Genomic DNA, 26,506 nt, shown 5'->3' with positions numbered 1-26,506 from the left:
ACAAAAAGTGACTCGCCGTAAGGGCGAAAAGGTGATTAAGCGTCTCCATCGCATACGGACTATGCCCGCCATAAAAACCCACGCAGCAAACAACTTCAAACTTCAAAACCAATATATGTACCCCAGTACAACCACTCAACCCTACCGCCCCAGAGCCCTCTCAATCGCCCCCCGAAACGCCGGATCATCCGGCTTCGTCAAACTGGAAAAACTCGCAATCACCTTCCCCTGCCGATCAATCACATACTTATAAAAATTCCACTTCGGCGCACTGCTCTGCCTCGCCAGTTCCACAAACAGAGGGATCGCATCCTTACCCCGTACCGCCTGTTCCTTGGTCATGGTAAAGGTCACCCCATAATTGGCATAACAGACCTTCGCCGTCTTCTCGCTGTCGGCATCCTCCTGCTTGAAGTCATTGGAAGGCACCCCCAACATCTCGAGCCCCCGACCGTGATACTCCTTGTACGCGGCCTCAAGCCCCTCGAACTGCGGCGCAAAACCGCAATAGCTGGCCGTGTTGATCACCACCAGCGGCTTACCGCCATAGCGCTCGCACAAATCCACCTGCCCCTTGCCCCGCAGTTCTGGCAGCGCCCCCTGCAATACCGCCGGGCACTCGGCCGCCCAAACCGGTAGCGCGGCGCACAACGCCAGCAACGGTACTGTCAACCACTGTGTCTTCACGTCAACTGACTCCTGTTGGCCAATACCCGAACTTGCAGCGTAGCGCTTAACAAACGCCCATGCCCAATTGCATCAACGCCATGCCGCCCTGGTGCCACCCCCACCACACCAGGGCCAGCGCTCCCAGCGCCACAATTACCAGCCCCACCCGCGCCACAGACCGGTTCATGCTGCCGCCTGCAAACGCGCCACGGGCCGTTCACGCACAGGCCAGTTGAGGGCCGCCGCCATCAGGCTCAGCAGGATTGCGATCTGCCAGACCAGGTCGTAGCTGCCCGTTCGATCATAGACAACACCCCCCAACCAGCCGCCCAGAAACGCCCCCAACTGATGGAACAGGAACACGATGCCGCCCAACATCGACAGGTTACGCACCCCGAACAACGTGGCCACCGTGCCATTGGTCAGCGGCACCGTGGACAACCACAACAGCCCCATGGCGATACCAAACAGATAGGCACTGAACGCGCTCACCGGCGCCCACAGGAACAGCACGATAACCACCGCCCGCAGCAGATACAGCCCAGTGAGCAAACGCGGCTTGGACATGCGCCCACCGAGCCAGCCGGCAGTGAACGTACCGGCGATATTGAACAGGCCCACCAGCGCCAGCACGGTGGTGCCGGTGGTTGCCGGCAGGTGCTGGTCCACCAGGTAGGCCGGCAGGTGTACGCCAATGAACACCACTTGGAACCCGCACACGAAGAACCCCAGCGCCAGCAACCAGAAGCCCGAATGCCCGCACGCCTCGCGCAATGCTTCACCCAGGGTTTGCTCACAGCCCAGCGCGGGCAGCGGGCGATCGCGCAGCAGGCCCACCAACGGCACGATAAACGCCACCAGCAGCCCCAACACCAGCAACGCGGCGGACCACCCCAGCCACTGGATCAGGCCCAACGTGCCCGGCAACATGGCGAACTGGCCGAACGAGCCGGCAGCGCTGGCGATGCCCATGGCCATACTGCGCTTGTCCGCCGGCACGGCGCGCCCAACCACACCCAATATCACTGAGAACGATGTACCGGACAGGCCGATGCCAATCAGCAGCCCGGCACTGAGCGAGAGCGACCAGGCAGAGTCGGCCATGCCCATCAGTCCCAGCCCGGTGGCGTACAGCACCCCACCGATCATCACCACCCGACCGGCACCGAGGCGGTCAGCCAAAGCACCCGCGAACGGCTGGGCCAGCCCCCAGACCAGGTTCTGCAAGGCGATGGCGAATGCAAACACCCCTCGGCCCCAGCCAAAATCCGCACTCATCGGCGCCAGGAACAGGCCAAAGCCATGCCGCACGCCCAAAGACAGCGCAAGGATCAACGCCGCCCCCAACAATACCCACCCGCTGGTGCGCCACACCGAACTCATTATTGTTATCTCCAGCCCATCGCAAGGTGCTTGCGGGTAGATTCCCGCTCACTGGCATGCAGCATGAACGCGCGGGCCGGCTGGTATCAAGTGGCGCGTAAGGGTGTATCGGGTTACTGCGCGCCCTCGGCCTGGCGCAGGCGCTTGGCGATAGGTTCGAACTGCGGGGTGGCCTTGCGAGGGAGCGGGTCGGGAGCGCCCTCCTCAATCGCCTGCCAGTACCGCCACGGCACTTTCGCAGCGCCCAGCTCGTAGTCCATGCCATCCCAGCTGTCTTCGCGGAAACTGTAGAACGCCCAATGCAGCCGGGCACCGTCGAGTACCCCAAGAACGTCCTCAAGGTACCGCGGGCAGCCCGCCAGCCGGCGCATGCAGCCAAACTCGCCTACGACCAGGCGTGAAAGCGGCAATTTCATGGCCTGTGCCCAGGCAATGGGCTGCTGCAGGTAGCGCTTCACCCGCTCGCTATCCCATTGCTGGGTGTGCCCGGCAAAGGGAGCCGCACCAGGGTAGGCCAACGGTTGCTTGCGGGTCATATTGGGAGCACTGGTGACGAAATACGGCTCGTACATGTGGATGCTGTAGAGCACACGTGGGTCTGGCAGAGGTGCCGGCCAGTAGCCGAATGCATCGGCAGCGGCAAACCACCCCGCATCGACCATGATCGGCGTGGCTGGGTCTTCCTGACGGATAGCGGTTATCAGTTGCCGATACAGCCCGGGCAAGTCGCGCGCGCCACCCTGCTCTCGGGCATACCACCGGCGCATGCTCTCGGCGTCGGCGTGCTCGGCCAGGTCGCTCATTTTCTCGGGCGCGGGTTCGTTCACCAGGTTGTACGCGGCAACAGCCGGGTGGCCTTTCAGCTCCCGCGCCAGGTCTTTCCAGAAGCCCGCGGCCTGCAACCAATAGGCTTTGTCCTGCCACAGGCGGTCGTCGAACTGGCCCTTGTTGTTTTGCGACCAACGCATGCCCGGCAGTGAAAGGGGCGCGATCACTACCTTCAACCCCGCCTGGTGGGCACGGTCCAGAGCAGCACGCAATGTGGCCAGGTCGGCTGCAGGCAGGCCTTGGTAGCGATCGGCGTTACCCAGCAGAAAATCCCGCTGCGCAGGCTGCCACTTGTCGTAGGACAACCGCACCCAGGTTGCGCCATACCCGCGCAATGCGTCGAAATAGGCTTGATCCGGTGGCAGCCGATTGAAGCTATTGCCGCCGTGGCGTGGCGTGTCCCAGAACGTGATCAGGTCTGCTGCCGTAGCAACAGGTATACAGAGCATCAGCAGAACGGTTAATAACCAATGGCGCATGGCAGGCTGCTCCAGCTTTCAGAAAGCAGCGAGCCTACGTGAATGCGGGGTTAGCGTCTTTTCAAAACTATTCAATGATTTTTACGGAATATGACCGCAATAATTTCTGTAGGAAGGCTCTGAAAGTTATGTAGGAAACCTAAATACTCAAAGCTAGACCGATCACTACGGCCAACTCAAGCAGCTCCAGCATGGCACCGGCTGTATCCCCTGTAGTGCCGCCCAGTCGCTGGCACATCAAGCGCCGCAATGCGACAAACGTACCCAGTGCCAGCACCACGGCCCAACCCGCCATCAGCAGGCCGACAGCAGTACACACCAGCACGACCCCCATGGCAGCCCGTCGAGGCAGGTGCTGGGCAAGCGCCTGGCCCAGGCCGCCAGGGCGGACGTAGGGGGTAGAAAGAAACAGGCCAAGCATCGCGGCCCGGCCGATCACGGGTGCAAGCAGCAACACTGCACCAGCGCCCTGCTCCACCAGTACCCACAGGGCACAGAATTTAAGCAGCAACACCAGCACCAGGGTGACGATCGCCACCGGCCCGCTGCGGGGGTCCTTCATGATCTGCAAGGTGCGTTCGCGGTCGCCAAACCCGCCCAGCCAGGCATCGGCACTGTCCGCCAGGCCATCCAGGTGCAAGGCGCCGCTCAGCAGCACCCACAAGCTCAACAACAACGCCGCATGCAGCGGTGCCGGCACCGCTTGCAGCAGGTGGCTGGCCAACCAGAGCATCAGGCCGAACAACAGGCCAACCAGCGGGTAATACAGCAGCGAACGGCCGACCTCGCGGGGGGCTGGCATGCCCGGTAAGGTGACGGGCAAACTGCTCAGAAACTGCAAAGCAATCCAGAACGGTAGCATGTCAGCAGCCCTCTATCAGTTGCCCTTGCGCGGTCACCCGCAGCTGCACGAGTGCGCCGTGGCCCACCTCCACCTGCAGCAGTTGTGCCCTTGGCAGGCCGCGGGCACGGGCCAGCAACAGGCGTATCACCCCACCATGGGTCACCAGCAGCACGCGCTTGCCGGCATGCTGGCACGCCAGGCGCCCTACCGCCGTCAGCACGCGCCCGGCAAAGGCTTCAACCGGTTCGCCGTTGGGCGGTGTGTAGGCGTAGGGGTCTGCCCAGAAGCGCCCCAGCTCGTCGGCCTGCTGTTCCATGATCTGTGCAGCAGTGCGGCCCTCCCAGTCACCGAAGTGCAGCTCCTGCAGGGCAGGCTCGCGCTGCACGGGCAAGCCCAATTGCGCCCCCAGCTCATCGGCGAAGCGACCACAACGCTGCAACGGTGAACTCACCAGCACCTGCCAATGGCCGGCCTTTGCCACGGCGTCGCGCATCTGTGCCCAACCCTTGTCGGTCAGGGCATCATCAATGCTGCCTCGCAGGCCACCCTGTACGGTTTCACCGTGGCGCAGCAGGTCGAGAATCATGCCGGGCGGTCCGCCACGGCCGCCTCGGCAAAGGTCGCCATCTGCCCGTGCAGGGCACACGCCAGGCGCACCAGCGGCACGGCCAGGGCAGCACCACTGCCCTCGCCCAGCCGCAGGCCTAACGCCAGCAATGGCTCGGCTTGCAGCGCAGCCAGCACAGCCTGATGTCCGGGCTCGGCGCCCTGGTGCGCAAACAGCAACCAGGGGCGGCACTGTGGGTTCAGCCGCACCGCCACCAGCGCAGCGACGCTGCAAATGAAGCCGTCCACCAGTACCGCCACCCCGGCTTGCGCGCAGCCCAAATAAGCACCGGCCAGGGCGGCGATCTCGAAGCCGCCCACACAGGCCAGCGCCTGCAACGGATCTGTAGCCTGCAGCGCATGCAAGCTCAGCGCCCGCTCGATAACCTCGGCCTTGTGCCGCACGCCGGCATTGTCTAGGCCCGTACCCGGGCCGCTCAGGGCAGCTGCCGGGCAGCCCAGCAACACGCTGGCCAAGGCCGCTGCAGCCGTGGTGTTGCCAATGCCCATCTCGCCACCGATGAACAATTGCCCACCGGCCTGGGCGGCACGCTGTGCGCCGTCGCGGCCAGCCTGCAAGGCCGCCTGCAGCTGGCCCGCCGTCATGGCAGGCTGGCGGGCGAAGTTGGCGGTACCGGCGCCGAGGCGCAAATGGCTCACCCCTGGCAGTTCCAGATGCGGGTCGACCGTGCCCAGGTCGATCACCTCCAGGCTGGCCTGCAGTTGACGGGCCAGTACACTGATTGCCGCGCCACCGCCGACAAAATTGCGCAGCATCTGGCCGGTGACGGCTTGTGGGTAGGCGGAGATGCCTTCTTCGACGACCCCATGGTCGCCAGCAAACAGGGTGATGAAAACGTTATCCACGGCCGGGCGCTCGCGCCCCTGCAGGCCGGCCAGCTGAACGGCCAGGCTCTCCAGCTGGCCAAGGGACCCCGCTGGCTTGGTCAACTGCTGCTGACGGGCACGGGCCTGGCCCGTGGCGTTTTCATCGACGGCTTGGCAGGGGTTCTGCCACCAGGTGGCGTTCATAGTGCAGGTCCTTTCAGCATCAGGGGCAAGCCGGCCACGGTCAGCACCACGCGCTCACAGCGCTCGGCCACTGCCTGGTGCAGCCAGCCGGCCAGGTCGACATAGCGTCGGGTGAGCTCGCCCATGGGCACGACGCCGAGGCCGGTTTCATTACTGACCAGCACCAGGGTGCCAGGCAGGGTGGGCAGGCACTCCAGCAGCGCATCGCGCTCCTGGGCCAGGCGCTGATCGTCTTCGAGCATCAGCAGGTTGGTCAGCCACAAGGTCAGGCAATCCACCAGCAGGCAGCGCCCCTCTGCCGCTTCGCTCCGTAACACGGTAGCCAGGGCCAGGGGTTCCTCGATCAACCCCCACTCGGCGGGGCGCCGCTGACGGTGGAGTTGCACACGTTCGTTCATCTCACCGTCCAGGGGCTGGCTGGTGGCGATGTAGGTCACCGGCAGTCCGCTGTCGGCAGCCAGTTGTTCGGCGAGGCGGCTTTTGCCGGAGCGGGCACCGCCCAGGATCAGGTTGTGCATTTCAGGCTACCCCACACAGTTGCAGCAGGCGGCGGGTGTCCAGGTGCCGCTCAACCAGGTCGGCCAGGCGTTCGATATCGCGTTCGCGCAATGCCTGGTAATCGATTACCTGCACTTCATCGAGGCCTGCCCAGCGCAGCAACGCCGCGCAGGAGGCGCTGCCCTCGAACAAGCCGTGCAGGTAAGTGGCGAGCACCTGCCCGTCGGCACTGATGGCGCCGTCGCTGCGGCCATCGGCCAGCTGCACCGCAGGGTGGCCCAGTGCCGGGCCGGTCGTGACCCCGGCGTGGATCTCGTAACCGGTGACCGGCGCGGTTTCGAGCGCCAGGGTGCCAGCCACGTTGCGCAGTTGCTTCTCGGCCTCCAGTACCGTGGCGTAGTCGAACAGCCCCAGGCCCGCGCTGGAACCTGCAGCGCCTTCCAGGCCGGCGGGGTCGTGGACGTCACGGCCGAGCATCTGCAGCCCGCCACAAATGCCGATCAACTTGCCGCCGTAGCGCAGATGCCGCTCGATGGCCTTGTCCCAGCCGCGTTCGCGCAGCTGGGCCAGGTCACTGCGTACACTCTTGGAGCCCGGCAGGATAATCAGGTCGGCAGGTGGGATAGGCTGGCCTGGGCCCACAAACTGCAGGTCCACCTGCGGGTGCAGGCGCAGCGGGTCGAAGTCGGTGTGGTTGCTGATACGCGGCAGCACCGGCACGATCACCTTCAGTACCTGTGCATCCTTCTCGCCCTGGCGTGCATCAATGCCATCCTCGGCCTCCAGATGCAGGTCGGTGACGTAGGGCAGCACGCCCAGCACCGGCTTGCCCGTCCGTTGCTCCAGCCAGTCGAGCCCTGGTTGCAGCAGGGCGATATCGCCCCTGAAGCGGTTGATGACAAACCCTTTGACCCGCGCCTGCTCGCTGGGCGACAGCAGCTCAAGCGTACCGACAAGGTGGGCGAAAACCCCTCCGCGGTTGATGTCGGCCACCAAAATGACGGGGCAATCCACTGCCTCGGCAAAGCCCATGTTGGCGATATCGCCGGCACGCAAGTTGATTTCTGCCGGGGACCCTGCCCCCTCTACCATCACCACTGGCCAGGCCTCGCTAAGGCGCCGGTGGGAGGCCAGCACCGCTTGCATGGCGATGGCTTTGTAGTCGTGGTACGCGACCGCATTCATGCTGGTAACGGCGCGGCCATGGATGATCACCTGGGCGCCAGTGTCGCTGTTGGGCTTGAGCAGCACCGGGTTCATGTCAGTGTGGGGCTCAAGGCGGCAGGCCTGGGCCTGTACGGCCTGGGCGCGGCCAATTTCGCCACCATCGGCGGTCACGGCACTGTTCAGCGCCATGTTCTGCGGTTTGAATGGCACCACCCCGATGCCCTGGCGCAACAGCCAGCGGCACAGGGCGGTCACCAGGGTGCTTTTACCGGCGTCGGACGTGGTGCCTTGCACCATGAGGGTGGTCATGGGGTGTCCTTCTTGTAGGTAGCCAGGGCCTGGGCCAGGCGCAGTTCGTCCGCCTCGCAGGCAGGCAGGCCAAAGCGCAGCGCCGAGGGCTGTTCAAACAGGCGAACCAGAATGCCGCTGCGGGCAAGATGGTCGTGCAGGTGTGCAGCATGCTGGCAACGCACATACTGAAACAGGTCGCAGCCGCCGCTGACGGCAAGCCCGCCACGCGCCAATAATTGTGCAAGGCGCAGGCTGTAAGCCGCGCAGCGCTCGCGCTGCAGATGCTGGGTGGCCTGATCGGCCAGGCTGGCCTGGGCCAATACCCGGGTCGGGCCGTTGATGGTCCAGGGCCCAAGCAGGTCGGCCAGGCGCGACAGCAGGCTGCCCTCAGCCGCCACGAAGCCCAGGCGAACCCCCGCCAGCCCAAAGAATTTACCGAACGAGCGCAAAACGATCAGCCCAGGGCGCTCAGCACAATCCACCACGCTGTACGCGGGGGTGTTGTCCATGAAGGCTTCGTCCACCAGCAACCAGCCCCCACGCGCTGCCAGGCGCTGGTGCCAGGCCAGCACGGTTGCACGTGGCAGGCTGCGGCCGGTCGGGTTGTTCGGGTTCACCAGCACCAGCACATCCAGGTGATCGAGTGATGCCTCGACTTGGGTTTCGTCCAGCGCCGTCAACTGATGCCCGGCACGCTGCCAGGCATGGGCGTGCTCGGCATAGCATGGGGTGAGTACCCCGACGTTGCCGGGCGTGCGCAGTAGCGGCAGCGCCTGAATGGCAGCCTGGGACCCGGCCACCGGCAGCAACTGAGCGGCGCCATAGTAACGGCAGGCGGCCTGCTCCAGCCCGTCATGGGTTTCAGGCAGGCGGGCCCAGGCTTGCACAGGAATAGACGGGATGGGAAAGGGCCAAGGCGCGATGCCACTGGACAGGTCCAGCCAGTGCTCGCGTGCAATGCCGTACTGGCGCACTGCGCGCAGCAGGCGGCCACCGTGTTCAAGCATTCAGGTACGCCCCCAGACAGATCACCAACAGCCATAACCAGACCCCGCGCTGCACCAACTGCCAGCCACGCTCGATGGCGTCCTCGCTGGCTGCCGGCCCTTCGCCCAGGCGCGGGCGCTCGTGCAACTGGCCGTGGTACACCGCAGGCCCGCCAAGTTCTACCCCCAGCGCACCCGCGCCAGCGGCCATCACCGGCCCGGCGTTGGGGCTGTCCCACAAGGGGCCCTGCCGGCGCCAACAGGCCAGTGCCAGGCGGGTTTTGCCAAGCACCGCATAGGTCAATGCCACCAGCCGGGCCGGCACGTAATTGAGCAGGTCGTCGATGCGCGCGGCGCACCAGCCAAAACGCTCGAAGCGCTCGTTGCGGTAGCCCCACATGGCATCAAGGGTATTGCTCAGACGGTACAGCACCACACCCGGCGCACCGGCTACCACGAACCAGAACAACGCGGCGAACACGGCATCGCTGCCGTTTTCCAGCACCGACTCGGTAGCCGCCCGGGCGACCGCAGGTTCATCCAGATCACGGGTTTCGCGGCTGACCAGGTAACCCACACGGCGCCGCGCCTCTTCCAGGTCGCCCTGGCGCAAGGCAGCAGCGACGGGCAGTACATGTTCGCCCAAACTGCGCAGGCCCAACGCGCAGTACAACGCGAGCACGTCCACCAGCCAGCCTATGCCCGGCAGCCAGGACAGTATCAGTGCAACCAAGGTCAAGGGCACCACGGCCAGGAACCAGGCACTCACGCCATGGCTGCGCCAGCCACGGCCGCCCGCGTTCAAACGGCGCTCAAGGTTGGCCGCCATGTTGCCAAACGCAACCAACGGGTGACACCGCTGGGGTTCACCGAACAGGGCATCCAAAGCCACGCCGGCGACGGTCAGCAAGACTACGCTCATGGGCGTGCCCCCCAATGGTTTTCGTACAGCATCTCACTCAGCGGCTGCGCTTGGGCCCAGCCCTCCACCACCAGCATGGGCGCCGGATAGAACGCGGTAACAGGGCCCAGGCAGAGCACCGCCACTGGTTTGGCCCCGGCGGGCATGCCCAGCAGTGCGGCCAGCGCCTGCGGCTCGAACAACGACACCCAGCCCATACCCAACCCTTCGGCACGTGCAGCCAGCCACAGGTTCTGGATGGCGCAGGCCAGCGAGGCAAGGTCCATTTCAGGCAGCGTGCGGCGGCCGAACAGGTGCGGCTCGCGGTTGTCCATCAGGGCTGCCACCAGCAGCTCTGCACAATCGTTTATGCCTTCAACCTTGAGTTTCATGAAGTCGTCGGAGCGCTCGCCCAACGCCTGAGCAGTCAGCACACGCTCCTGCTCGACCAGCCCCTGGATGCGCCCGCGTAAGTCACGCTGGGTAATGCGAATAAAGCGCCAAGGCTGCATGAGGCCAACACTGGGTGCCTGATGGGCCGCCGCCAGCAGCCGCGCCAGTAATTCTGGCGCCACCTCGCCACCGGCAAAATGGCGCATGTCGCGGCGCTCGCCGATCGCCCGGTATACCGCAGCGCGCTCGGGCTCACTGAAAACGTGCTCGGTCATGGTCGCAACAGCGCCGCCGCTGCCTCAGGGTTCGAAGGGAAATAAAAATGCACATAGGAAGCCGTCAACCGCCCCAGGCGATACACCGCCTCGTTACCCCGCCCGCCATTGGGGCTCAGGCCACGTGCAACGGGCTCCAGCGTGGTGCTGGTCAGGGAATGGTGATAAGTATGGCCACGCAGGGTGCCCTCCGGCAGTTCCACGGCCTGCAAGGCCAAGGCCGCCAGGCGTTTTTGCATGGTCGCCTCGCCAGGCAGCAGGCCCAGCAGCTCGGCACGCTCGCCAGCCACGTCGGTGAGCGCCTCCAGCAAATACAGCATGCCGCCACACTCTGCCAACAGGGGCTTGCCCTGGGCGTGGTGCGCGCGAATGGCCTGGCACATCGGGGCGTTAGCAGCCAGGGCATGGTGATGCAGTTCGGGGTAGCCGCCAGGCAGGTACAGGCTGTCGACCCTCGGCAGCACCTGGTCATGCAGCGGCGAGAAGAACGCCAGCTGCGCGCCCATGCGCCGCAGCAATTCAAGGTTGGCGCCGTAGGTAAAGGCAAAGGCCTCGTCGTGCGCCACGCCTACCCGCACACCTTCCAGCATGGCAGGAGATTGCAACGGCTGTGGCTGGGCGAAGGTGACCGCGGGCGGCAGGGTGGCATCGCAGCTGTCACCCAGCGCCTGCGCGGCGGCGTCCAGCCGGGTATCCAGGTCGTTCAGTTCACTGGCCTGGACCAAGCCCAGGTGGCGGCTGGGCAACTCGATGCCCCGCTCACGGGACAACCCGCCGTACCAGCGCAGCCCCTCGGTCAGGCTACCCTCAAGCAACTGGGCGTGGCGCAGGCTGCCCACCCGGTTGGCCAGCACCCCGGCAAACGGCAGGTCGGGCTGATAGCGGGCCAGCCCCAGGGCCAATGCACCGAAGGTTTGGGCCATGGCCGTACCATCGATCACCGCCAGCACCGGCACGCCGAAATGGCGTGCCAGGTCCGCGCTCGAGGGGGTGCCGTCGAACAGCCCCATCACCCCTTCGATCAGGATCAGGTCGGCCTCACCTGCGGCCTCCCACAGCAACCGGCGGCTTTCCTCGGCACCGATCATCCACAGGTCCAACTGATACACCGGCGCACCGCTGGCCCGTTCGAGAATCATTGGGTCGAGAAAATCGGGCCCGCATTTGAACACCCGTACCTTGCGGCCCAAGTTGCGGTGCAGCCGGGCCAGGGCCGCGGTCACCGTGGTCTTGCCCTGCCCTGAGGCCGGGGCTGCAATCAGTACCGCAGGGCATTGGCGGGGTGCGCTCACAGTTCCACGCCCTTCTGGGCACGGATGCCGGCCTGGAATGCGTGCTTGAGCATGCCCATTTCAGTCACCGTGTCCGCCAGCTCGACCATCTCTGGTTTGGCACCGCGGCCGGTGACGATCACGTGCTGCATGGGTGGGCGGGCCTGGATGTCGGACAGCACCTGATCCAGCTCCAGGTAGCCGTGCTTCAGGGCGATGTTCAACTCGTCGAGTACCACGAACTGCACAGATTCGTCCTGCAGCAGTTGACGCGACACGGCCCATGCCGCCTCGGCCGCCGCGATGTCACGCTGGCGATCCTGGGTTTCCCACGTGAAACCCTCGCCCATCACGTGGTAACGCACCTGCTCGGGGAAGCGACGGAAGAACAGCTCTTCACCGGTGCTGTTGCGGCCTTTGATGAATTGCACGACACCGCACTGCATGCCATGGCCCAACGCACGCGCGAGCATGCCGAACGCCGAGCTGCTCTTGCCCTTGCCATTGCCGGTCAGTACCAGCAGCAAGCCGCATTCGTTGGGGGAGTTGGCGATGCGTTCGTCGATGACCGCTTTCTTGCGCTGCATGCGCGCCAGGTGACGTTCGTCGCGTTCGGTGATTTCGCTCATGGGGGGCTCCGCTGGCTGGCACCACGGCAAGCCATGGCGACAGGGAATAAGCAGGCAAAAGGAGCGCGCGCAGGAGCCATGGCTGAACGCCACGGTGCACCGCGCATCACCCTCCGTGATGCCGTTGGCAGTGTCAGGCCGGTCTCCGGGCTTGCGAGCGGGCACCGGCCCAAGCCTGCGCACCTTCCCGGGTACAGACACCCAGTGGCATTGCGCGGCCGTCACTCACTTACCGTTGCGGGGGCAGCGCCGGAATCGCGCCATGCTGGCACCCACCGGCTTCCCTGTTTCACCCCTTGGCGGGGCACCTGAAACACGCGCGAAGGTTAGAGGGTTGCGTCGGGAGCGTCAATCGACGCAACCCCTAGGCGGGATAACAAAGCCACCCGGCTCGATGGCCGTTCGGCAAAACTGTGCCACACTGAAATCAAGTGATATCACATAGCCATTACGCAGGTCGTACGCCCCCATACTCACAACAGGAGTGCGCAGCATGCGAGGCCATCTGATCAACAACCCGCGCCTTGAATTTCTGGCGCCTGTGTTCGAGCGCTGGGTGGAATGCATCGACCGTTACAACCGCTGTGCCGGTGACGCCGAGGCGCCTTATTGGCACGGCGCAACGGCCAATGCAGGGCTGCTGGCAGCGGCGGCCTGGCAAGCAGAACTGACCGCGCTGCAGCAGTTTTCAGGCAAGAAACAACGGGACGACGAGGACCGTGAGGCACGCTGCGACCTGTGGATCAGCAGCCTCGACGAGGCGCTTTACCTAAGTGTGAGCCAGCGCTGGCCGAAAATGGCCAGCCTGGACATGGCGGCAGCCCTGCAACAGACCGCGGCCCTGGCTCACCAGGTGGCTTACCCCAGCCAGCTGAAAGCCGGCGCCCTGTTCATCAGCCCGTGCAAGGCAGGGCAACATGCCAGCCCCGAGGAACTCCAGGACCTCGTGGACGACCTGCAGAAGCATACTGCGTGCGCCATTGCCTGGTATTTCCCCTACGCCTACCGCAAGCTGCACGACGCACTGGGTAACTACTACCCAGGCGTTGCGCTGCTGCTCAGGCAAAGTTGAACAACGTGCTGTGCTGGCCGCTCACGCAGGGAAAAACCGCTTTGCCAACGCAGGCGTACGCAGGCGCCCGCTGAATACGCCGGGGTCGAATACCTGGCCCGTGCGCAGGTCGTGAACCACGCCGGAAGCAGGCTTCACCGCACGGCCCAGGGTGACCAGAATAAAGTGGTAACCGGGCCCGTACACCTGCTCCACATTCTCCACCCGGAAGTACTGCCCAGGCAGAAACAACGTTTCTGCTTCATCCCAGTACAACGAAAAAGCGCTGACCGGGGTGCCCTCTTCATAACGCCCGGCAGGCAGTTGGTAAATCACGGAGCTGTCATCGAACTCCCTGACGTTGCCACGCGTCTGCCCAGGTACCACACGTGAGGCAAACTCCGCTGCCTTATAGGGGTTTTCGGTAAAGGACGTCAGGTCCGTCGTCACCAGCGTGTCCCCCACCTTCAACCGACCACTGCGATAGGGTGCTGCACCGGTGTGGCGCGCCGCGTTACCACCGCGGTACAGCGTCACCGCGTTACTCTTGGGCAACCGCTCGAGCGAGTCAGCCAGGTTGGCGATATAGCTGTCTTCGTCCCCATACCGATAGCGGCCATGGCGGAATACATCGTTCACTTGCGACTCGTCGCTGGTGTAGTACTCGATCAACGAATTGAAATACTCACGCTCGTGACGGTACGAATATTCAGGGGCGTTTCTGACCATCACGCAGTCCAGCCCATTGGCATCCACATCGGGCGCCCGCCCCTCCGATACCGTAGGCAGCATCCAGGATTCCAGCAGGGTTTTCTGACGCCTCAGCGCTTGGGTGCTGAGGGCCTTGCTCTGCGCAGGGTCCAGGCCGACGTAGGTGTCCCAGAAGGGGGAATTGACGCTGGCGACGTTCTCTATAGCGGGCGGGTTGCCGCCTGCCAGGCGGGGCGGCACCAGTAGCTCCCATTCACCATTGGCACTCAGGCGAACCGGGCGCAGGGGCCCGAACGCGTATGGGTTTTCGGCCGGCACGATCAGCCAGCATGACAGGTCGGTGCTGTAACGGACCCGGTACGACAAACCGTTCAGCTTGATCCAGCAGGAGCCATCCTCCTGCACCAGCACGCCCGCCAGCCGACCTTCACGGCCCGTTTCGCCCACCAGCAGGTTGTTGGTTTCCAACCCCTCTGCGGCCGTGGTCGCTGACGTCTGCACCTGCCAGTGCTCCAGTGAAATCGTGGCTTCATGCTGGGGCGCCTGATAGGCCAGCGAGTCGAAACTGGCCTGGAACGTGACGTCCACCAGGTTGAGCGCAGCCATGAGCGTATCGATCATGGCTGCGCGTAACGCCGCCTTGCGCCCGTCATCGTCACGTGCATCCAGCGCAGCATCCACCTCCAGCGCCACCCGGCTGACGGTGACCCCGAGCATGACCCAGAGCACCGGCCGCCCGAGGGGCGCAAAGCCGCCAAACACCTTCAGGAATGCACCGAGGTAACCTCGCCAGAGCACCTTGCGCAGGTCCTGGTTGCTGATCATCAGGTTGGCGTTGCTGTGCATCTCGGCACGGGACAAGTTGGCCATGTAGTCGAAGAAGTCGTTCTTCACCGGGCGCTTCAGGGATTGCAACAGCGCCTGCGCAGCTTCGGCCGAGGCGCTCTGGGCCAAACTGTGCAACTGCCCATGGATACGCTTCACCCTGCCGTCATCATAGAGATGTGTAGCCCGCATGAACTGACCCAGCCACTGCGGGTCCTGCAGGCTCGTGCGCAACCAGCCGGCCAAGGCGCGCTCGGACTCGAACGCCCACAAGGCCTGCTCGGCCCATGGCAGATACAGCATTGCGCGGCCGTCCTGCTCATGCAGGCTGTACAGGCAGCCGCGGTCGTCATGATCGAATGCGTAGCGGTAAACCTGCAATGGGCGCTGGCTACTGTCATGCTCCAGCCGGGCCAGTGCAGGCAGCTCGTTTGCACTCAAGCGGTCAGTAACCAGGGCGCGCACCTGCGCCCACTGCGTGCTGTTTATCTTGCCAGCCTGTGCCGCATGCCGGGCCTGGGCCAACAGGTTGATCTTGGCCAGCACACGAAAATGCCGGCCATGCCGAACCCAGAACTCATCGACACGCTGACGGTAGAGGCTGGCGAAATCCAGCGCCCACAGATCAGCCAGCACGTCGCTGGGCAGCATCGGCACTTCATTGTGCTCGTCAAACCGCCCCGCATGGGGGCCCTGGCGATAGAAGCCGCCGTAAACGTTCAGTTCGTCGGAGGCCTCCTGAAAACCCGGGTCAAAGCGCTCGATCACCAGCTGCGGCAGCCGCAACGACTTGCTGGGGCGCCCCGAATGCTGCCAGCCGGTGAACGTGCGCGGGCTGCTGGTAGCCGTGCCCTGAAACTGGTGCCACCAGATGAACCGGGGGTCAATAGCCTTGCCGGTACGGCGCAGCAGGATTTGCGTGGCCTGCTCCCTGGCCAGCTCATAGGGGTCGGGGTAGTCCCGAATGATCTTGTCGACCAATCGCGCCAGCGGCATACCAGCACTTATCGCATCCAGGCCACGGTCGACTTTTTCCAGAAGGTTCTTCATGGGTACTCCAGCATCGGGTTGTCAGGCACCCATGCTGCCTAGCGAGGTGGTCAGCAGGCGGTAGCGGTGTAGCCCCTGGTCGCAGCGACTGAACCCAACAGACCCGGCTATTCTCTGAAGCACTACCTGCCCGCACGGAGAGACGCCCCCATGAACCCCCCACCCGTTCCACTGTTGCTCGTGCTGTGCGCCGGCCTGGCAGGCTGCGGCGAAACTGCCCGCCTGGCAGTAGCCGATGGCACGGGCCCTACCCCGCAACTCCCGCCCCCCGCTGCAACCCTGTTCCCCACCGTCAACATCGCACCGGCCACCGGCTGGCCCAAGGGGGTGATGCCTCAGGCAGCACCAGGCTTGCACGTGACCCGCTTTGCTGCAGGGCTGGACCACCCCCGATGGCTCTACGTACTGCCCAATGGCGATGTCCTGGTGGCGGAAACCAATGCGCCCGCCAAGCCCGAGGACAGCCGCGGCGTACGTGGTTGGGCCATGGGGCTGGCCATGAAACGTGCAGGCGCAGCAGTGCCCAGCCGCAACCGCATCACGCTGCTGCGCGACGCCGACCATGACGGTGTAGCTGAAACCCGCACGGCCTTTATAGAAGGGCTCAATTCACCCTTCGGCATGGCGTTGGTGGGCAACGACTTTTACGTGGCTGATACGGACAAATTGCTGCGCTTTCACTACGAACCCGGTATGCAGCAGGTTGCCGGTGCAGGCGAGCTGGTGACCGAACTGCCTGCTGGCCCCTTGAATCATCACTGGACAAAAAACGTGATCGCCAGCCCGGACGGCAAACGGCTGTACGTGACCGTGGGCTCGAACAGCAACGTGGGCGAAAACGGTCTGGAGAAAGAAGCTGGACGGGCTGCGATCTGGGAGGTAGACCCGGCCACCGGCAAGCATTGGATCTATGCCAGCGGCCTGCGCAACCCTAACGGGCTGGCGTGGCAGCCAGGCAGTGGCGCCCTGTGGACCGCGGTCAACGAGCGTGATGAAATCGGCAGTGACCTGGTACCGGACTACATCACGTCTGTGAAAAAAGGGGGGTTCTACGGTTGGCCATACAGTTACTACGGGCAACATGTGGACAAGCGGGTACAACCGCAAGACCCTGCCAAAGTCAGCAAGGCAATAGCGCCCGACTACGCAGTGGGGCCCCATACCGCGTCCCTCGGGCTGGCCTTTGTCGACCAGGGTGTGTTGCCGTCGAGGTTTGGCCAAGGTGCCTTGGTAGGGCAGCACGGCTCGTGGAACCGGCGGCCCTACAGTGGCTACAAAGTCATCTTTGTACCGTTCGACAGTGCTGGCACACCGGCCGGCTCACCCGTGGACCTGTTGACCGGCTTCCTCGACCAGGCGGGTAACGCCATGGGCCGACCGGTCGGCGTCGTGCAGGACAGCCACGGCGGTGTGCTGGTGGCTGACGATGTGGGCAACAGCATATGGCGGGTCAGCAAAGCCCCCTGAGCATGCTCAGGGGTTTTGCGCCAGGTGGCCCTGCTGAATCACCCGCTTGGCCTGCAAGTAAGCCTTTGCCCAGTAGCTGTTGGACAGGTAGTCCAGGCGCACAGTGCCACTGGTGGACGGGGCATGCACGAAACGCCCGTCGCCCACATAGATGCCCGCATGGCTGACCTGCGACCCACCCCCTGTGGCGAAGAACACCAGGTCCCCGGACTGCAGGGACTTGGCATCTACCGTTGGCGCTTGCATGACGATCATCTCCCGCGTGGAGCGCGGCAGGCTGATACCGGCGGCATCGCGGTAGACGTACTTGATGAGGCCGCTGCAGTCAAAGCCAGAGTCCGGGGTGTTGCCGCCCCAACGGTAGGGCGTACCCACCAGGCCGATCGCGCGGATGAGCACGTCATCGGCGACGGGCGAAGCGCTTGGCTGGCTGTACACGACCCGTGGCTGAACCACCACCGGCGCAGGTGCCGGTGGCCGACTGGAGCAAGCAGCCAGAAGGGCTGCCAGGGAAAGCAATGCGAAGCGCGCCATCGTTGTCATGGCAAAAACATCCTGTCTGAGGTCGCTGGGCCGCAGCCGAAAAGAGTTGAGAACTTAGATTAGACGTTTTCTGTAAATGCGCACGGCGGCGAGCTTTTTTTGAAAAGCAACGCCGCCGTGGCAGGGTATATCACGTGCTCAGTTGCGCGCGATGCTGGTCGGCGCCATGGCCAAGGCACGCTTGGCTTCGATGAAGGTCTTGCTCCAGTAACGGTCACCGAGGCTGTCGATGCGTACGCCACCGCTGCGGCGGCTGCTGGAGTGGATGAACTGGTTGTCACCCAGGTAGATACCGGCATGGCTCACGCGGCCTCGGCCATTGGTGCTGAAGAACAGCAAGTCACCTGGCTTGAGCTTGTTGCGCGCAACCTTGGGTGCATCGACGTTGATCATTTCACGCGTTGAGCGTGGCAGGGTCATGCCAGCCTCTTCGCGGAACAGGTAGCCGATGAAACCACTGCAATCGAAGCCGGACTGTTCCGAGGTACCACCAAAGCGGTAGCGGGTGCCGATCAACGACATGCCGCGCTCCAGAATACTGTCGGCCAGAACCGGCAGTTGGTAGGGCTTGCTGCTGGAGAAAGCCTCCAGGTCATCTTCAGTGGCCACTTCTTGCGGTTCGCCGAACACCGACGACGACGAGGCTTTGGCCTTGATCGCCGGCTGTACGGCGACCGGGGTGTGATCCTGGGGCTGCGAATGAGAAGCTGGGCCTTGGGCCGCGCAGCCAAAAAGCAGGGTCACGAGTGCGAGTGGCACGAGGGGTGCGAAGCGCTTGAGCATGAGCACAACCGTGTCTGTAATCCTTTAGTGGGGTGGAACTATGCCCTCTATGATGGCGATTTGCAAATTTTATCGAAAAAGATGTGACTTTTCTGTGAGGCCGCTCTAGCCCAGCGTTTTCAGGGGGTTACCAGCCGAGGGTTTCTTTCAGAAACGGGATGGTGAGCTTGCGCTGAGCCTGCAGGGAGGCCTGGTCCAAGCGTTCGAGCAGGTCGAACAGCGCGCTCATGCTGCGCGCGCCACGGGTGAGAATGAAGTGCCCGACTTCATCGGTGAGGTGCAGACCCCGGCGCGATGCCCGCAGTTGCAAGGCACGCAGCTTGTCTTCGTCGGACAGCCCACGCATCTGGAACACCAGGGCAAGGGTGAGGCGCGACTTGAGGTCGGGGAGCTTGATGGGCAATTCGCGGGGGGAGGCAGACGCGGCCAGCAGCAGGCGGCGGCCGCTGTCACGCAGGCGGTTGAACAGGTGGAACATCGCCTCTTCCCAGTCCGGCTTGCCGGCGATGACATGCAGGTCATCGATGCACACCAGTTCGTACTGGGCGAGGTAATCGAGCAGCCCGATGCCGCGCTCCAGCAGTTGCGCCAGGGGCAGATACACCGCAGGCTCGCCACGTTGCTGAAAGCGGTGAGTGGCGGCCTGCAGCAGATGGGAACGCCCAACGCCCTGCTTGCCCCACAGGTAGATGAGGCTCTCGGTCCAGCCGGCGTCTGCTTCGCAAAGACGCTCGACATACCCCAGCGCCGCAGCATTGGCGCCCGGGTAATAGTTGATGAAGGTGGCGTCATCGCGCAGGCGCACACCCAGGGGCAACTGGATCGGTGGTTTCATGCTCGCGGGCGGTCGGCGGGACCACAGGGGCCTTTAGTGAACAGTCGGCAAAGTCTATACCTGCAACGCAGGGTGCACAATCACACCCGGGCAGAGTGCAAGCAAAATCAAAGGCTTGCAGCCTGCCCCGGGCAAACTCGGCTACAGCTCAGGGTCGACGTCTGCGTCGTACATATCCGACTGCTTGTACAGGTCGTGCATATGCCGCAGCAGCACCATGATCACCGCTGCAACCGGCAACGCCAGCAACACGCCGGTAAAACCGAACAGTTCACCGCCAGCCAGGATCGCGAAAATCACTGCCACAGGGTGCAGGCCAATGCGATCCCCTACCAGCAACGGGGTCAGCACCATGCCCTCCAGCGCCTGCCCCACCATGAACACCGCCACGATGCCGAGCATGGGATAAAGGTCGCCACCGAACTGGAACAACCCGGCCACCAGCGCTGCGCCAATACCGATAATGAAGCCCATGTACGGCACAATGGCCGCCAGCCCGGCCATCATGCCGATCAGCAGGCCCAACTCCAGGCCAACCAGCATCAGGCCGGCTGAATAGATGAAGCCCAGGGCGACCATCACCAGCAACTGCCCGCGTACAAACGCGCCCAGCACCTCATGGCACTCACCGGCCAGCTCGACGATTTTCGGTTCGTTCTGGCGCGGCAGCAGGCTGCGCAACTTGGCCATCATCACGTCCCAGTCGCGCAGCAGGTAAAAGCCCACCACCGGGATCAGCACCATGTTCGCCAGCCAGGCGATCAAGGCCAGGCTGGAGGCCGTTGCCTGGGACAGCACCACACCTACGATGTCGGTGGTCTGGCCCATGTGCGCGCCGATGGCCGCCTTGATCTTGTCGAACTTCCAGAAGCCATCTGCAAGCCCGAGGCGCCCCTGTACCCAGGGCAGTGCAACATGTTCAAGCCAGTCCAGCACCTGGGGCGCCAGCTCGTAGAGCCGAACCAGTTGCTTGGCCAGCATCGGGATCAGCACGAGCAGCAAGGCCAGCATTACCAAAGTGACAAGGCCGAACACCACAACCACGCCCCAGGTGCGCGACATGCCCATGCGCTCCAGGCGATCGACCAGGGGGTCTGCCAGGTACGCCAGCAGGATGCCGACCAGAAACGGGGTGAGGATATTGTGCAGGCTATACAGCAGCACGATGAGCAGCAGTGCCAAGCCCAGCCAGATCCAGCGACGCATGTCAGTCATGATGAAGCCTCTTACCAGCGGAAACGCAAGCCATCGAAAGATTTGGGCACTGCTGGGTCAGGGGCGGGCTGCCCTGCCGAGGCTGGCGGTGTGGTGCTGGCAGGCGCGGGGTCGGCCGGCAGCTCCTGCAGCCGCGCAAGACCCAGCTGGGCACGCAACTGCTCGCGGTTGGCCGTGACTGCATAGGTGAAGGTGGTACCTTCTGCCAGTTGCAGGTGAGCACCATAGGGTTCAAGGATGCGAGCCAGTTCGGCGTAGCGTTGCAGGTTCATGCCTTCTACCTGCATCAGCAACTGGCTGCTGGCACCGGGGCGGGTGACGTAGCGCGGCGCAAGGCGGTTACTCACCGCCAGCATCACGGCGTCAGCCAATGCCTCAGGGGCCGCGCCCTCGGCAGTACCCTGCTCGTGCTGGTCCCCCAGCCACAGCTGCCATTTGCCCTGCCACTTGCCGTCCGCTTCCTGGGCGTGAACGGCCAGCAAGGCGTCGGCACCGTACCGCTCGGACGCTTCGCGCAGGGGGCCGGGTTTGCTGGCGTCGATCTGTTTGGCGTTGGCCACCAACTGCTCTTGCAGGTCGGCCAGCGGCAGGCGCAAGGGCAGGCCACGGTGCTGGGCTGCCTGGCGCAAGGGCTGGGCGCTGGGCTGGCCATCGCCGACCAGGTTACTACCCTCGGCGCTGTCGTTCAGCCACCAGCCAAGGATGGACGGGCGGTTGCTGCCCCACAGTGCCAGGCCGGCCTTGCGCAGGGCACGTTCGGTACTGCCAGGGTCGAATTCGACCATCACCGATTCGGGCGGGCCTGCATCGCTGCCCACCTGATTGATGATTTGCTGTGGGTCCTTGCGCAACCCGGCAAGCCCGGGGCTCTGTACAGCCTTCGGGTCGCCGGTCAGGCGCAGTACCAAGGTATCGAAGGCTTGAGCGGTCGCCGCGTTACGCGCCTCGGCCCCCTGCCCTGCCACCTGCTCGCGCACCTGATAAAGGCCAGCGACGTTCTCAGCCTGGGCAACGCTTGCCATGAGCCCCAGACAACCCGCTACCAGAAAATTCAAGAAACGCATGAGGTATCCTTCTCGGACAGAGCGACGGCAAGCTGCAAGCTGCAAGCTGCAAGCTGCAAGCAGGATGCGGTACGGGCCTGGCTTGAAGCTTGAAGCTTGAAGCTTGAAGCTTGAAGCTTGAAGCTTGAAGCTTTCGAGACACCGCATCAACACCCCAAACGTTTTTTAGCAATTTCCCGCCCTGCCCGTCGGCGTGAGGATGGCCGCTGCCCGGCAACCCTGATAAAATCGCGCGCCTTCACAGACCACTGAAGTTCAGGCGGCCGCCATCAGGCAGCCAGCCCTGGCCATCACGGTCGTTTCTACGAATCCCTCCCTCTAAAGGCCTGGATCAATGAGCAAGCAACCCTCCCTGAGCTACAAGGACGCCGGTGTAGACATCGACGCCGGCGAAGCACTGGTCGAACGCATCAAGGGCGTGGCAAAACGCACCGCACGCCCTGAAGTCATGGGTGGCCTGGGCGGCTTCGGCGCCCTCTGCGAGATCCCGGCCGGCTACAAGCAGCCGGTGCTGGTCTCCGGTACCGACGGCGTCGGCACCAAGCTGCGCCTGGCACTGAACCTGAACAAGCACGACAGCATCGGCCAGGACCTGGTCGCCATGTGCGTGAACGACCTGGTGGTATGCGGCGCCGAACCGCTGTTCTTCCTCGACTACTACGCAACCGGCAAACTGAACGTCGACGTGGCCGCCACTGTGGTCACCGGCATCGGCGCCGGTTGCGAGCTGGCCGGCTGCTCGCTGGTCGGTGGTGAAACCGCCGAAATGCCCGGCATGTACGAAGGCGAAGACTACGACCTGGCCGGCTTCTGCGTGGGCGTGGTGGAAAAGGCCGAGATCATCGACGGCTCCAAGGTGGCCACGGGGGATGCCCTGATTGCCCTGCCGTCCTCTGGCCCACACTCCAACGGCTACTCGCTGATCCGCAAGATCCTCGAAGTATCGGCCACTGACGTCGAAAGCACCCAGCTGGGCGGCAAGCCCCTGACCGACCTGCTGATGGCGCCAACCCGCATCTACGTCAAGCCGCTGCTGCAGTTGATCAAGAACACCGGTGCAGTCAAGGCCATGGCCCACATCACCGGTGGCGGCCTGCTGGACAACATTCCACGCGTACTGCCGGCCAACGCCCAGGCAGTGATCGACGTGGCCAGCTGGCAGCGCCCGGCAGTGTTCGACTTCCTGCAGGAAAAAGGCAACGTCGACGAACACGAAATGCACCGCGTGCTCAACTGCGGCGTCGGCATGGTGATCTGCGTGGCGCAAGACCAGGTCGAAACCGCCCTGGCTGAACTGCGTGCCGCTGGCGAGCAGCCTTGGGTCATCGGCCACATCACCGAAGCTGCTGAGGGCGCAGCCCAGGTCGAGCTGCAAAACCTCAAGGCACACTGATGCCGAACGCGTTCTGCAATGTCGTGGTACTGCTGTCGGGTTCCGGCAGCAATCTGCAGGCCCTGATCGACAGCTGCCAGGCCCCGGGTAACCCAGTGCGCATCTGCGGGGTGGTTTCCAACCGTGCCGATGCCTTTGGCCTGCAGCGCGCCGCCGCGGCGGGCATCGAACATGTCGTGCTCGACCACACCCAGTACGAAGGCCGTGAGGCCTTCGACGCTGCGCTGATGGCGTGCATCGACGGTTTCGAACCCCACCTGGTGGTGCTGGCTGGCTTCATGCGTATCCTCAGCGGCAGCTTTGTGCGCCATTACCAGGGGCGTCTGGTCAACATCCATCCGTCCCTGTTGCCCAAGTACAAAGGCCTGCATACCCATCGCCGGGCGCTGGAAGCCGGTGATGCGGAACACGGTTGCAGTGTGCATTTCGTGACCGAGGAACTCGATGGGGGGCCACTGGTCGTACAGGCTGTTGTGCCCGTAGCCGCCGATGACACCGTCGAAACGCTGGCCCAGCGGGTGCACTGTCAGGAACATCTGGTCTACCCCCTGGCAGTGCGCTGGTTTGCCGAAGGGCGCTTGCGTCTTGGCGAACAAGGTGCATTACTGGATGGCCAGCCCCTGTCGGCCAGCGGTCACTTGATTCGATCCTAGGAGATTTTATGCGTCGTGCCTTGCTCTTGGCTCTAGCCGTGCTTGCCCTGCCCCTACAGGCAGCAGACTTGAAGCCGTTTTCGGCCAGCTACACCGCCGACTGGAAGCAGTTGCCCATGAGCGGTACCGCTGAACGTAGCCTGGTCAAGAATGCCAATGGCACGTGGAGCCTGAACTTCAAGGCGTCCATGATGATTGCCAGCCTGACCGAGCAGAGCACACTGCGCCAGGACAACGATACCCTGCTGCCCCAGCAGTACCACTTTGAACGGGGTGGCCTGGGCAAGGCGAAGAAGGTCGACCTGAACTTCGACTGGGCCGCCAAGAAGGTGACCGGTACCGACCGTGGCGATGCCATCACCCTGCCGCTGAACCGCGGCGTACTCGACAAGTCGTCGTATCAGCTGGCGCTGCAGCATGATGTGGCCGCGGGCAAGAAGAGCATGACCTACCAGGTGGTCGACGGCGACGAGATCGACACCTACGACTTCCGCGTACTGGGCACCGAAAAGGTCACCACCAAGACCGGCCAGGTGGATGCGGTCAAGGTCGAGCGGGTACGTGACCCCAGCCAGAGCAAGCGCATCACCGAGCTGTGGTTCGCCAAGAACTGGGATTACCTGCTGGTGCAACTGCGTCAGGTCGAAACTGACGGCAAGGAATACGTGATCGTGCTGCAGGATGGTACGGTCGATGGCAAGGCAGTAAAGGGTAACTGAGCCGGGCTTGTCTTGAGTGACTGGAGCCCCGCCTTGCGCGGGGCTTTTTTATGGGACGATGCTGGGGCGGGCGCCGAAGCGCCACAAGCAGGCTTCATGAAACTTGTTTCATGGCGATTTTATTTACTTAGCCTGCTAACAAACTCTATAAAGGGGGTGTGCGACACACTGTCGCAGCCAACTGAAAATGTGGAGTTTACCGATGACAGTCCAAGTAACCGAACGCGACGAATCGAAAATGTCCCATGAAGGCCTGGCCGCTGGCGTGCGGATCTGGGACGTGCACCAACAAGGTCAACTGGTTGGGATGTTCCATAACGAACACGAAGCACAGCAGTACCGCGTCGAGCTGGAAGACCAGGAAAAGCAGCGCACCACGCAATGACCCCTCTTGAACGAAAAACCCCGCCAAGGCGGGGTTTTTGCTGTTACCACATCAGGTCATCCGGGATCTTGTAGGCCGCATACGGGTCATCATCGTCGGCTTCCTCCACATGGGTGTTGAGCAGCAACACCCGGTGCGGGTCGCGCTCCTGGATCTTCAGTGCCGCTTCACGCGGAATCACTTCGTAGCCGCCCCCATGGGACACTACCGCCAGCGCACCATTGCTCAGCTTGCTGCGCATCAGCGCATTGACCGCAATGCGCTTGACCTTCTTGTCATCGACGAAGTTGTAGTAGTCCTCGGTGGTGAGCTTCGGCAGGCGGGTGGCTTCGATCAACTGCTTGATCTGCGCGGCACGGGCTTTCTGCTCGGCCTTTTCCTGCTGCTGGCGGTTGAGCTCCTGGTCACGCTTGGCCTTCTCGGCCATCGCTTCCTTGGCTTGGCGCTGCTGGGTGTCGTCTACCTCTACCTGGCCTTTGTGTTCCAGGCGTTTTTGTTTCTTCTCAGCCTTGTTGGCCTGGGAGACCTGTTTCTGGTTGACCAGACCGGCTTTGAGCAATTGGTCGCGAAGGGAAAGGCTCATGAATGTTCACTCACTTATGCAACAGCTCAGCCGCAGCTGGGCAGGTTCTTTTCCTGACGCTTGGCTTCACCCCAAAGGGCGTCAAGCGCGTCAAGGTTACACTCTTCAATAGGGGTGCCACTGCCGCGCAATGCCTGCTCGATAAAACGGAAACGTCGCTCGAACTTGCGGTTGGCGCGGCGCAGGGCATTTTCCGGGTCTTGCTTGAGGTGCCGCGCCAGGTTGACGGCAGCGAACAACAAATCGCCCACCTCGTCTTCCAACGCATCGGCGTCACCGTCGGCCATGGCCTGCAACACTTCATCCAGTTCTTCACGCACCTTGTCCAGCACCGGCAACGCTGCCGGCCAGTCGAAGCCAACCGTGGCGGCGCGCTTTTGCAGTTTGGCTGCCCGGGACAGGGCCGGCAAGGCTGACGGCACGTCATCGAGCAGCGACAGTTGCTCGGGCGTGCTTTTCTCGGCCCGCTCCTCGGCCTTTATCTCCTCCCAACGGGACTTGACCTGGGCCTCGCTCAGGCTGGGGGTATTCAGCGGCGCATAAAGCTCGCCGGTAGGGAATACATGCGGGTGGCGACGAATCAGCTTGCGGGTGATGCTGTCGACCACGCCATCGAACTCGAAACGCCCCTCCTCCCGGGCCAGCTGGCTGTAGTAGACCACCTGGAACAGCAAGTCGCCCAGCTCACCTTGCAGGTGCTCGAAATCACCGCGCTCGATGGTGTCGGCGACCTCGTAGGCCTCTTCGAGGGTATGGGGGACGATACTCGCGTAGTTCTGCTTGAGGTCCCATGGGCAACCGTACTGCGGGTCGCGCAGGCGGGCCATGAGGTGCAGCAGGTCTTCGAGGGTGTAGGTCATGTAGGCAGGTCCTTCGGCGGTGGCTTCTTCGCGGGTAAACCCGCTCCTACAGGATGGATACAGGTTTTGAAATCTGTACGTTACCTGTGGGAGCGGGTTTACCCGCGAAGCAGGCGC

At 63.6% G+C, this 26,506-nt stretch carries 28 protein-coding genes and 1 riboswitch; of the genes, 6 read left to right on the top strand and 22 right to left on the bottom strand.

Annotated elements, in window-relative coordinates; translation table 11 throughout:
- Nucleotides 1-141: 141 nt before the first annotated feature.
- From IAE33_RS19995 to cobO, 14 genes are all read right to left on the bottom strand, one after another.
- Nucleotides 142-687 (bottom strand): glutathione peroxidase, encoded by a 546-nt coding sequence (locus tag IAE33_RS19995; RefSeq protein ID WP_201164789.1) that lies wholly within the window; start codon nucleotides 685-687, stop codon nucleotides 142-144.
- A gap of 46 nt (nucleotides 688-733) precedes the next feature.
- Nucleotides 734-856: a hypothetical protein gene (locus IAE33_RS24770; RefSeq protein WP_256217500.1), complete on the bottom strand. Its 123-nt coding sequence runs from the start codon at nucleotides 854-856 to the stop codon at nucleotides 734-736.
- Nucleotides 853-2,052, bottom strand: a complete 1,200-nt coding sequence (locus IAE33_RS19990; RefSeq protein WP_236404338.1) for an MFS transporter — start codon at nucleotides 2,050-2,052, stop codon at nucleotides 853-855. Before IAE33_RS19990 ends, IAE33_RS24770 begins: the two co-directional genes overlap by 4 nt.
- A gap of 113 nt (nucleotides 2,053-2,165) precedes the next feature.
- Nucleotides 2,166-3,293, bottom strand: a complete 1,128-nt coding sequence (locus IAE33_RS19985; protein WP_328804894.1) for a glycoside hydrolase family 5 protein — start codon at nucleotides 3,291-3,293, stop codon at nucleotides 2,166-2,168.
- Between the two features lie 205 nt (nucleotides 3,294-3,498).
- Complete coding sequence (locus IAE33_RS19980) at nucleotides 3,499-4,221, bottom strand: adenosylcobinamide-GDP ribazoletransferase (protein WP_201164787.1); 723 nt, start codon at nucleotides 4,219-4,221, stop codon at nucleotides 3,499-3,501.
- A 1-nt stretch (nucleotide 4,222) separates the two neighbouring features.
- On the bottom strand, nucleotides 4,223-4,789 hold the full coding sequence (locus tag IAE33_RS19975; protein WP_201164786.1) for a histidine phosphatase family protein: 567 nt from the start codon (nucleotides 4,787-4,789) through the stop codon (nucleotides 4,223-4,225).
- On the bottom strand, nucleotides 4,786-5,841 hold the full coding sequence (gene cobT, locus IAE33_RS19970; protein ID WP_201164785.1) for a nicotinate-nucleotide--dimethylbenzimidazole phosphoribosyltransferase: 1,056 nt from the start codon (nucleotides 5,839-5,841) through the stop codon (nucleotides 4,786-4,788). The genes IAE33_RS19975 and cobT overlap by 4 nt, the downstream gene beginning before the upstream one ends.
- Complete coding sequence (cobU, locus tag IAE33_RS19965) at nucleotides 5,838-6,359, bottom strand: bifunctional adenosylcobinamide kinase/adenosylcobinamide-phosphate guanylyltransferase (protein WP_201164784.1); 522 nt, start codon at nucleotides 6,357-6,359, stop codon at nucleotides 5,838-5,840. Before cobU ends, cobT begins: the two co-directional genes overlap by 4 nt.
- Nucleotide 6,360: 1 nt before the next feature.
- Nucleotides 6,361-7,815, bottom strand: coding sequence for a cobyric acid synthase (locus IAE33_RS19960; RefSeq protein ID WP_201164783.1), 1,455 nt, complete (start codon nucleotides 7,813-7,815; stop codon nucleotides 6,361-6,363).
- Nucleotides 7,812-8,804 (bottom strand): threonine-phosphate decarboxylase CobD, encoded by a 993-nt coding sequence (gene cobD, locus IAE33_RS19955; RefSeq protein WP_201164782.1) that lies wholly within the window; start codon nucleotides 8,802-8,804, stop codon nucleotides 7,812-7,814. The genes IAE33_RS19960 and cobD overlap by 4 nt, the downstream gene beginning before the upstream one ends.
- Entirely contained in the window at nucleotides 8,797-9,705 is a 909-nt protein-coding gene (cbiB, locus tag IAE33_RS19950) for an adenosylcobinamide-phosphate synthase CbiB (protein WP_201164781.1), read from the bottom strand. The genes cobD and cbiB overlap by 8 nt, the downstream gene beginning before the upstream one ends.
- Complete coding sequence (gene bluB, locus IAE33_RS19945) at nucleotides 9,702-10,352, bottom strand: 5,6-dimethylbenzimidazole synthase (RefSeq protein ID WP_201164780.1); 651 nt, start codon at nucleotides 10,350-10,352, stop codon at nucleotides 9,702-9,704. Before bluB ends, cbiB begins: the two co-directional genes overlap by 4 nt.
- Nucleotides 10,349-11,644 (bottom strand): cobyrinate a,c-diamide synthase, encoded by a 1,296-nt coding sequence (locus IAE33_RS19940; RefSeq protein WP_201164779.1) that lies wholly within the window; start codon nucleotides 11,642-11,644, stop codon nucleotides 10,349-10,351. Before IAE33_RS19940 ends, bluB begins: the two co-directional genes overlap by 4 nt.
- Nucleotides 11,641-12,252 carry a cob(I)yrinic acid a,c-diamide adenosyltransferase gene (gene cobO / locus IAE33_RS19935; protein WP_201164778.1) on the bottom strand — a complete coding sequence of 204 codons (612 nt, stop codon included), beginning with the start codon at nucleotides 12,250-12,252 and terminating at the stop codon, nucleotides 11,641-11,643. Before cobO ends, IAE33_RS19940 begins: the two co-directional genes overlap by 4 nt.
- A 119-nt stretch (nucleotides 12,253-12,371) precedes the next feature.
- A riboswitch (cobalamin riboswitch) is annotated at nucleotides 12,372-12,579 on the bottom strand.
- Nucleotides 12,580-12,745: 166 nt separating this feature from the next.
- Here cobO and IAE33_RS19930 point away from each other — a divergent pair.
- Complete coding sequence (locus tag IAE33_RS19930; RefSeq protein ID WP_201164777.1) at nucleotides 12,746-13,324, top strand: hypothetical protein; 579 nt, start codon at nucleotides 12,746-12,748, stop codon at nucleotides 13,322-13,324.
- 21 nt (nucleotides 13,325-13,345) lie between these two features.
- Here the strand turns inward: IAE33_RS19930 and IAE33_RS19925 are convergent, their stop codons facing one another.
- Complete coding sequence (locus IAE33_RS19925; RefSeq protein WP_201164776.1) at nucleotides 13,346-15,889, bottom strand: dermonecrotic toxin domain-containing protein; 2,544 nt, start codon at nucleotides 15,887-15,889, stop codon at nucleotides 13,346-13,348.
- 150 nt (nucleotides 15,890-16,039) lie between these two features.
- On the opposite strand from IAE33_RS19925, the gene IAE33_RS19920 reads away from it, so the two are divergent.
- Nucleotides 16,040-17,356, top strand: coding sequence for a PQQ-dependent sugar dehydrogenase (locus IAE33_RS19920; RefSeq protein ID WP_201164775.1), 1,317 nt, complete (start codon nucleotides 16,040-16,042; stop codon nucleotides 17,354-17,356).
- A gap of 6 nt (nucleotides 17,357-17,362) precedes the next feature.
- Here the strand turns inward: IAE33_RS19920 and IAE33_RS19915 are convergent, their stop codons facing one another.
- The 5 genes from IAE33_RS19915 to IAE33_RS19895 all read right to left on the bottom strand — a co-directional run bounded on the left by IAE33_RS19915 (nucleotide 17,363) and on the right by IAE33_RS19895 (nucleotide 21,796).
- The gene (locus IAE33_RS19915) at nucleotides 17,363-17,899 is read right to left on the bottom strand and encodes a C40 family peptidase (protein ID WP_201164774.1); all 537 of its coding nucleotides are present in this window, start codon (nucleotides 17,897-17,899) and stop codon (nucleotides 17,363-17,365) included.
- Nucleotides 17,900-18,037: 138 nt separating this feature from the next.
- Nucleotides 18,038-18,682: a C40 family peptidase gene (locus tag IAE33_RS19910; RefSeq protein ID WP_201164773.1), complete on the bottom strand. Its 645-nt coding sequence runs from the start codon at nucleotides 18,680-18,682 to the stop codon at nucleotides 18,038-18,040.
- Nucleotides 18,683-18,809: 127 nt separating this feature from the next.
- The gene (gene hda, locus IAE33_RS19905; RefSeq protein ID WP_060481729.1) at nucleotides 18,810-19,517 is read right to left on the bottom strand and encodes a DnaA regulatory inactivator Hda; all 708 of its coding nucleotides are present in this window, start codon (nucleotides 19,515-19,517) and stop codon (nucleotides 18,810-18,812) included.
- Nucleotides 19,518-19,658: 141 nt separating this feature from the next.
- Complete coding sequence (locus IAE33_RS19900) at nucleotides 19,659-20,732, bottom strand: AI-2E family transporter (RefSeq protein WP_201164772.1); 1,074 nt, start codon at nucleotides 20,730-20,732, stop codon at nucleotides 19,659-19,661.
- An 11-nt stretch (nucleotides 20,733-20,743) separates the two neighbouring features.
- The gene (locus tag IAE33_RS19895; RefSeq protein WP_201164771.1) at nucleotides 20,744-21,796 is read right to left on the bottom strand and encodes a DUF2066 domain-containing protein; all 1,053 of its coding nucleotides are present in this window, start codon (nucleotides 21,794-21,796) and stop codon (nucleotides 20,744-20,746) included.
- 334 nt (nucleotides 21,797-22,130) lie between these two features.
- Here IAE33_RS19895 and purM point away from each other — a divergent pair, with 334 nt between their 5' ends.
- From purM to IAE33_RS19875, 4 genes are all read left to right on the top strand, one after another.
- Nucleotides 22,131-23,189, top strand: coding sequence for a phosphoribosylformylglycinamidine cyclo-ligase (gene purM / locus IAE33_RS19890; protein WP_201164770.1), 1,059 nt, complete (start codon nucleotides 22,131-22,133; stop codon nucleotides 23,187-23,189).
- Nucleotides 23,189-23,842, top strand: coding sequence for a phosphoribosylglycinamide formyltransferase (purN, locus tag IAE33_RS19885; RefSeq protein ID WP_028635044.1), 654 nt, complete (start codon nucleotides 23,189-23,191; stop codon nucleotides 23,840-23,842). Before purM ends, purN begins: the two co-directional genes overlap by 1 nt.
- An 8-nt stretch (nucleotides 23,843-23,850) precedes the next feature.
- A complete protein-coding gene (locus IAE33_RS19880; protein ID WP_060481733.1) occupies nucleotides 23,851-24,561 on the top strand; it encodes a DUF3108 domain-containing protein in 711 nt (236 codons plus the stop codon).
- 202 nt (nucleotides 24,562-24,763) lie between these two features.
- Nucleotides 24,764-24,946: a hypothetical protein gene (locus tag IAE33_RS19875; RefSeq protein WP_028635042.1), complete on the top strand. Its 183-nt coding sequence runs from the start codon at nucleotides 24,764-24,766 to the stop codon at nucleotides 24,944-24,946.
- A 43-nt stretch (nucleotides 24,947-24,989) separates the two neighbouring features.
- On the opposite strand, the gene IAE33_RS19870 is transcribed toward IAE33_RS19875, so the two are convergent.
- Together IAE33_RS19870 and mazG are read right to left on the bottom strand one after the other, a co-directional pair.
- Nucleotides 24,990-25,529: a DUF2058 domain-containing protein gene (locus IAE33_RS19870; protein ID WP_201164769.1), complete on the bottom strand. Its 540-nt coding sequence runs from the start codon at nucleotides 25,527-25,529 to the stop codon at nucleotides 24,990-24,992.
- Between the two features lie 26 nt (nucleotides 25,530-25,555).
- Nucleotides 25,556-26,389 (bottom strand): nucleoside triphosphate pyrophosphohydrolase, encoded by an 834-nt coding sequence (gene mazG, locus IAE33_RS19865; RefSeq protein ID WP_201164768.1) that lies wholly within the window; start codon nucleotides 26,387-26,389, stop codon nucleotides 25,556-25,558.
- Nucleotides 26,390-26,506 lie beyond the last annotated feature (117 nt).

Origin of the sequence: Pseudomonas sp. S60, from assembly GCF_016647865.1 — a bacterium.
GTDB lineage: Bacteria > Pseudomonadota > Gammaproteobacteria > Pseudomonadales > Pseudomonadaceae > Aquipseudomonas > Aquipseudomonas parafulva.
Note: the sequence above shows the minus strand (reverse complement) of the source record. Positions and strands in the feature narration are given on the sequence as shown.

Coding starts and splice junctions, on each gene's coding strand:
- IAE33_RS24770 (WP_256217500.1), bottom strand. CDS start 856: ATGAACCGGTCTGTGGCGCGGGTGGGGCTGGTAATTGTGGCGCTGGGA.
- IAE33_RS19990 (WP_236404338.1), bottom strand. CDS start 2,052: ATGAGTTCGGTGTGGCGCACCAGCGGGTGGGTATTGTTGGGGGCGGCG.
- IAE33_RS19980 (WP_201164787.1), bottom strand. CDS start 4,221: ATGCTACCGTTCTGGATTGCTTTGCAGTTTCTGAGCAGTTTGCCCGTC.
- IAE33_RS19975 (WP_201164786.1), bottom strand. CDS start 4,789: ATGATTCTCGACCTGCTGCGCCACGGTGAAACCGTACAGGGTGGCCTG.
- cobT (WP_201164785.1), bottom strand. CDS start 5,841: ATGAACGCCACCTGGTGGCAGAACCCCTGCCAAGCCGTCGATGAAAAC.
- cobU (WP_201164784.1), bottom strand. CDS start 6,359: ATGCACAACCTGATCCTGGGCGGTGCCCGCTCCGGCAAAAGCCGCCTC.
- IAE33_RS19960 (WP_201164783.1), bottom strand. CDS start 7,815: ATGACCACCCTCATGGTGCAAGGCACCACGTCCGACGCCGGTAAAAGC.
- cobD (WP_201164782.1), bottom strand. CDS start 8,804: ATGCTTGAACACGGTGGCCGCCTGCTGCGCGCAGTGCGCCAGTACGGC.
- cbiB (WP_201164781.1), bottom strand. CDS start 9,705: ATGAGCGTAGTCTTGCTGACCGTCGCCGGCGTGGCTTTGGATGCCCTG.
- bluB (WP_201164780.1), bottom strand. CDS start 10,352: ATGACCGAGCACGTTTTCAGTGAGCCCGAGCGCGCTGCGGTATACCGG.
- cobO (WP_201164778.1), bottom strand. CDS start 12,252: ATGAGCGAAATCACCGAACGCGACGAACGTCACCTGGCGCGCATGCAG.
- IAE33_RS19930 (WP_201164777.1), top strand. CDS start 12,746: ATGCGAGGCCATCTGATCAACAACCCGCGCCTTGAATTTCTGGCGCCT.
- IAE33_RS19925 (WP_201164776.1), bottom strand. CDS start 15,889: ATGAAGAACCTTCTGGAAAAAGTCGACCGTGGCCTGGATGCGATAAGT.
- IAE33_RS19920 (WP_201164775.1), top strand. CDS start 16,040: ATGAACCCCCCACCCGTTCCACTGTTGCTCGTGCTGTGCGCCGGCCTG.
- IAE33_RS19915 (WP_201164774.1), bottom strand. CDS start 17,899: ATGACAACGATGGCGCGCTTCGCATTGCTTTCCCTGGCAGCCCTTCTG.
- IAE33_RS19910 (WP_201164773.1), bottom strand. CDS start 18,682: ATGCTCAAGCGCTTCGCACCCCTCGTGCCACTCGCACTCGTGACCCTG.
- hda (WP_060481729.1), bottom strand. CDS start 19,517: ATGAAACCACCGATCCAGTTGCCCCTGGGTGTGCGCCTGCGCGATGAC.
- IAE33_RS19900 (WP_201164772.1), bottom strand. CDS start 20,732: ATGACTGACATGCGTCGCTGGATCTGGCTGGGCTTGGCACTGCTGCTC.
- IAE33_RS19895 (WP_201164771.1), bottom strand. CDS start 21,796: ATGCGTTTCTTGAATTTTCTGGTAGCGGGTTGTCTGGGGCTCATGGCA.
- purM (WP_201164770.1), top strand. CDS start 22,131: ATGAGCAAGCAACCCTCCCTGAGCTACAAGGACGCCGGTGTAGACATC.
- purN (WP_028635044.1), top strand. CDS start 23,189: ATGCCGAACGCGTTCTGCAATGTCGTGGTACTGCTGTCGGGTTCCGGC.
- IAE33_RS19880 (WP_060481733.1), top strand. CDS start 23,851: ATGCGTCGTGCCTTGCTCTTGGCTCTAGCCGTGCTTGCCCTGCCCCTA.
- IAE33_RS19875 (WP_028635042.1), top strand. CDS start 24,764: ATGACAGTCCAAGTAACCGAACGCGACGAATCGAAAATGTCCCATGAA.
- IAE33_RS19870 (WP_201164769.1), bottom strand. CDS start 25,529: ATGAGCCTTTCCCTTCGCGACCAATTGCTCAAAGCCGGTCTGGTCAAC.
- mazG (WP_201164768.1), bottom strand. CDS start 26,389: ATGACCTACACCCTCGAAGACCTGCTGCACCTCATGGCCCGCCTGCGC.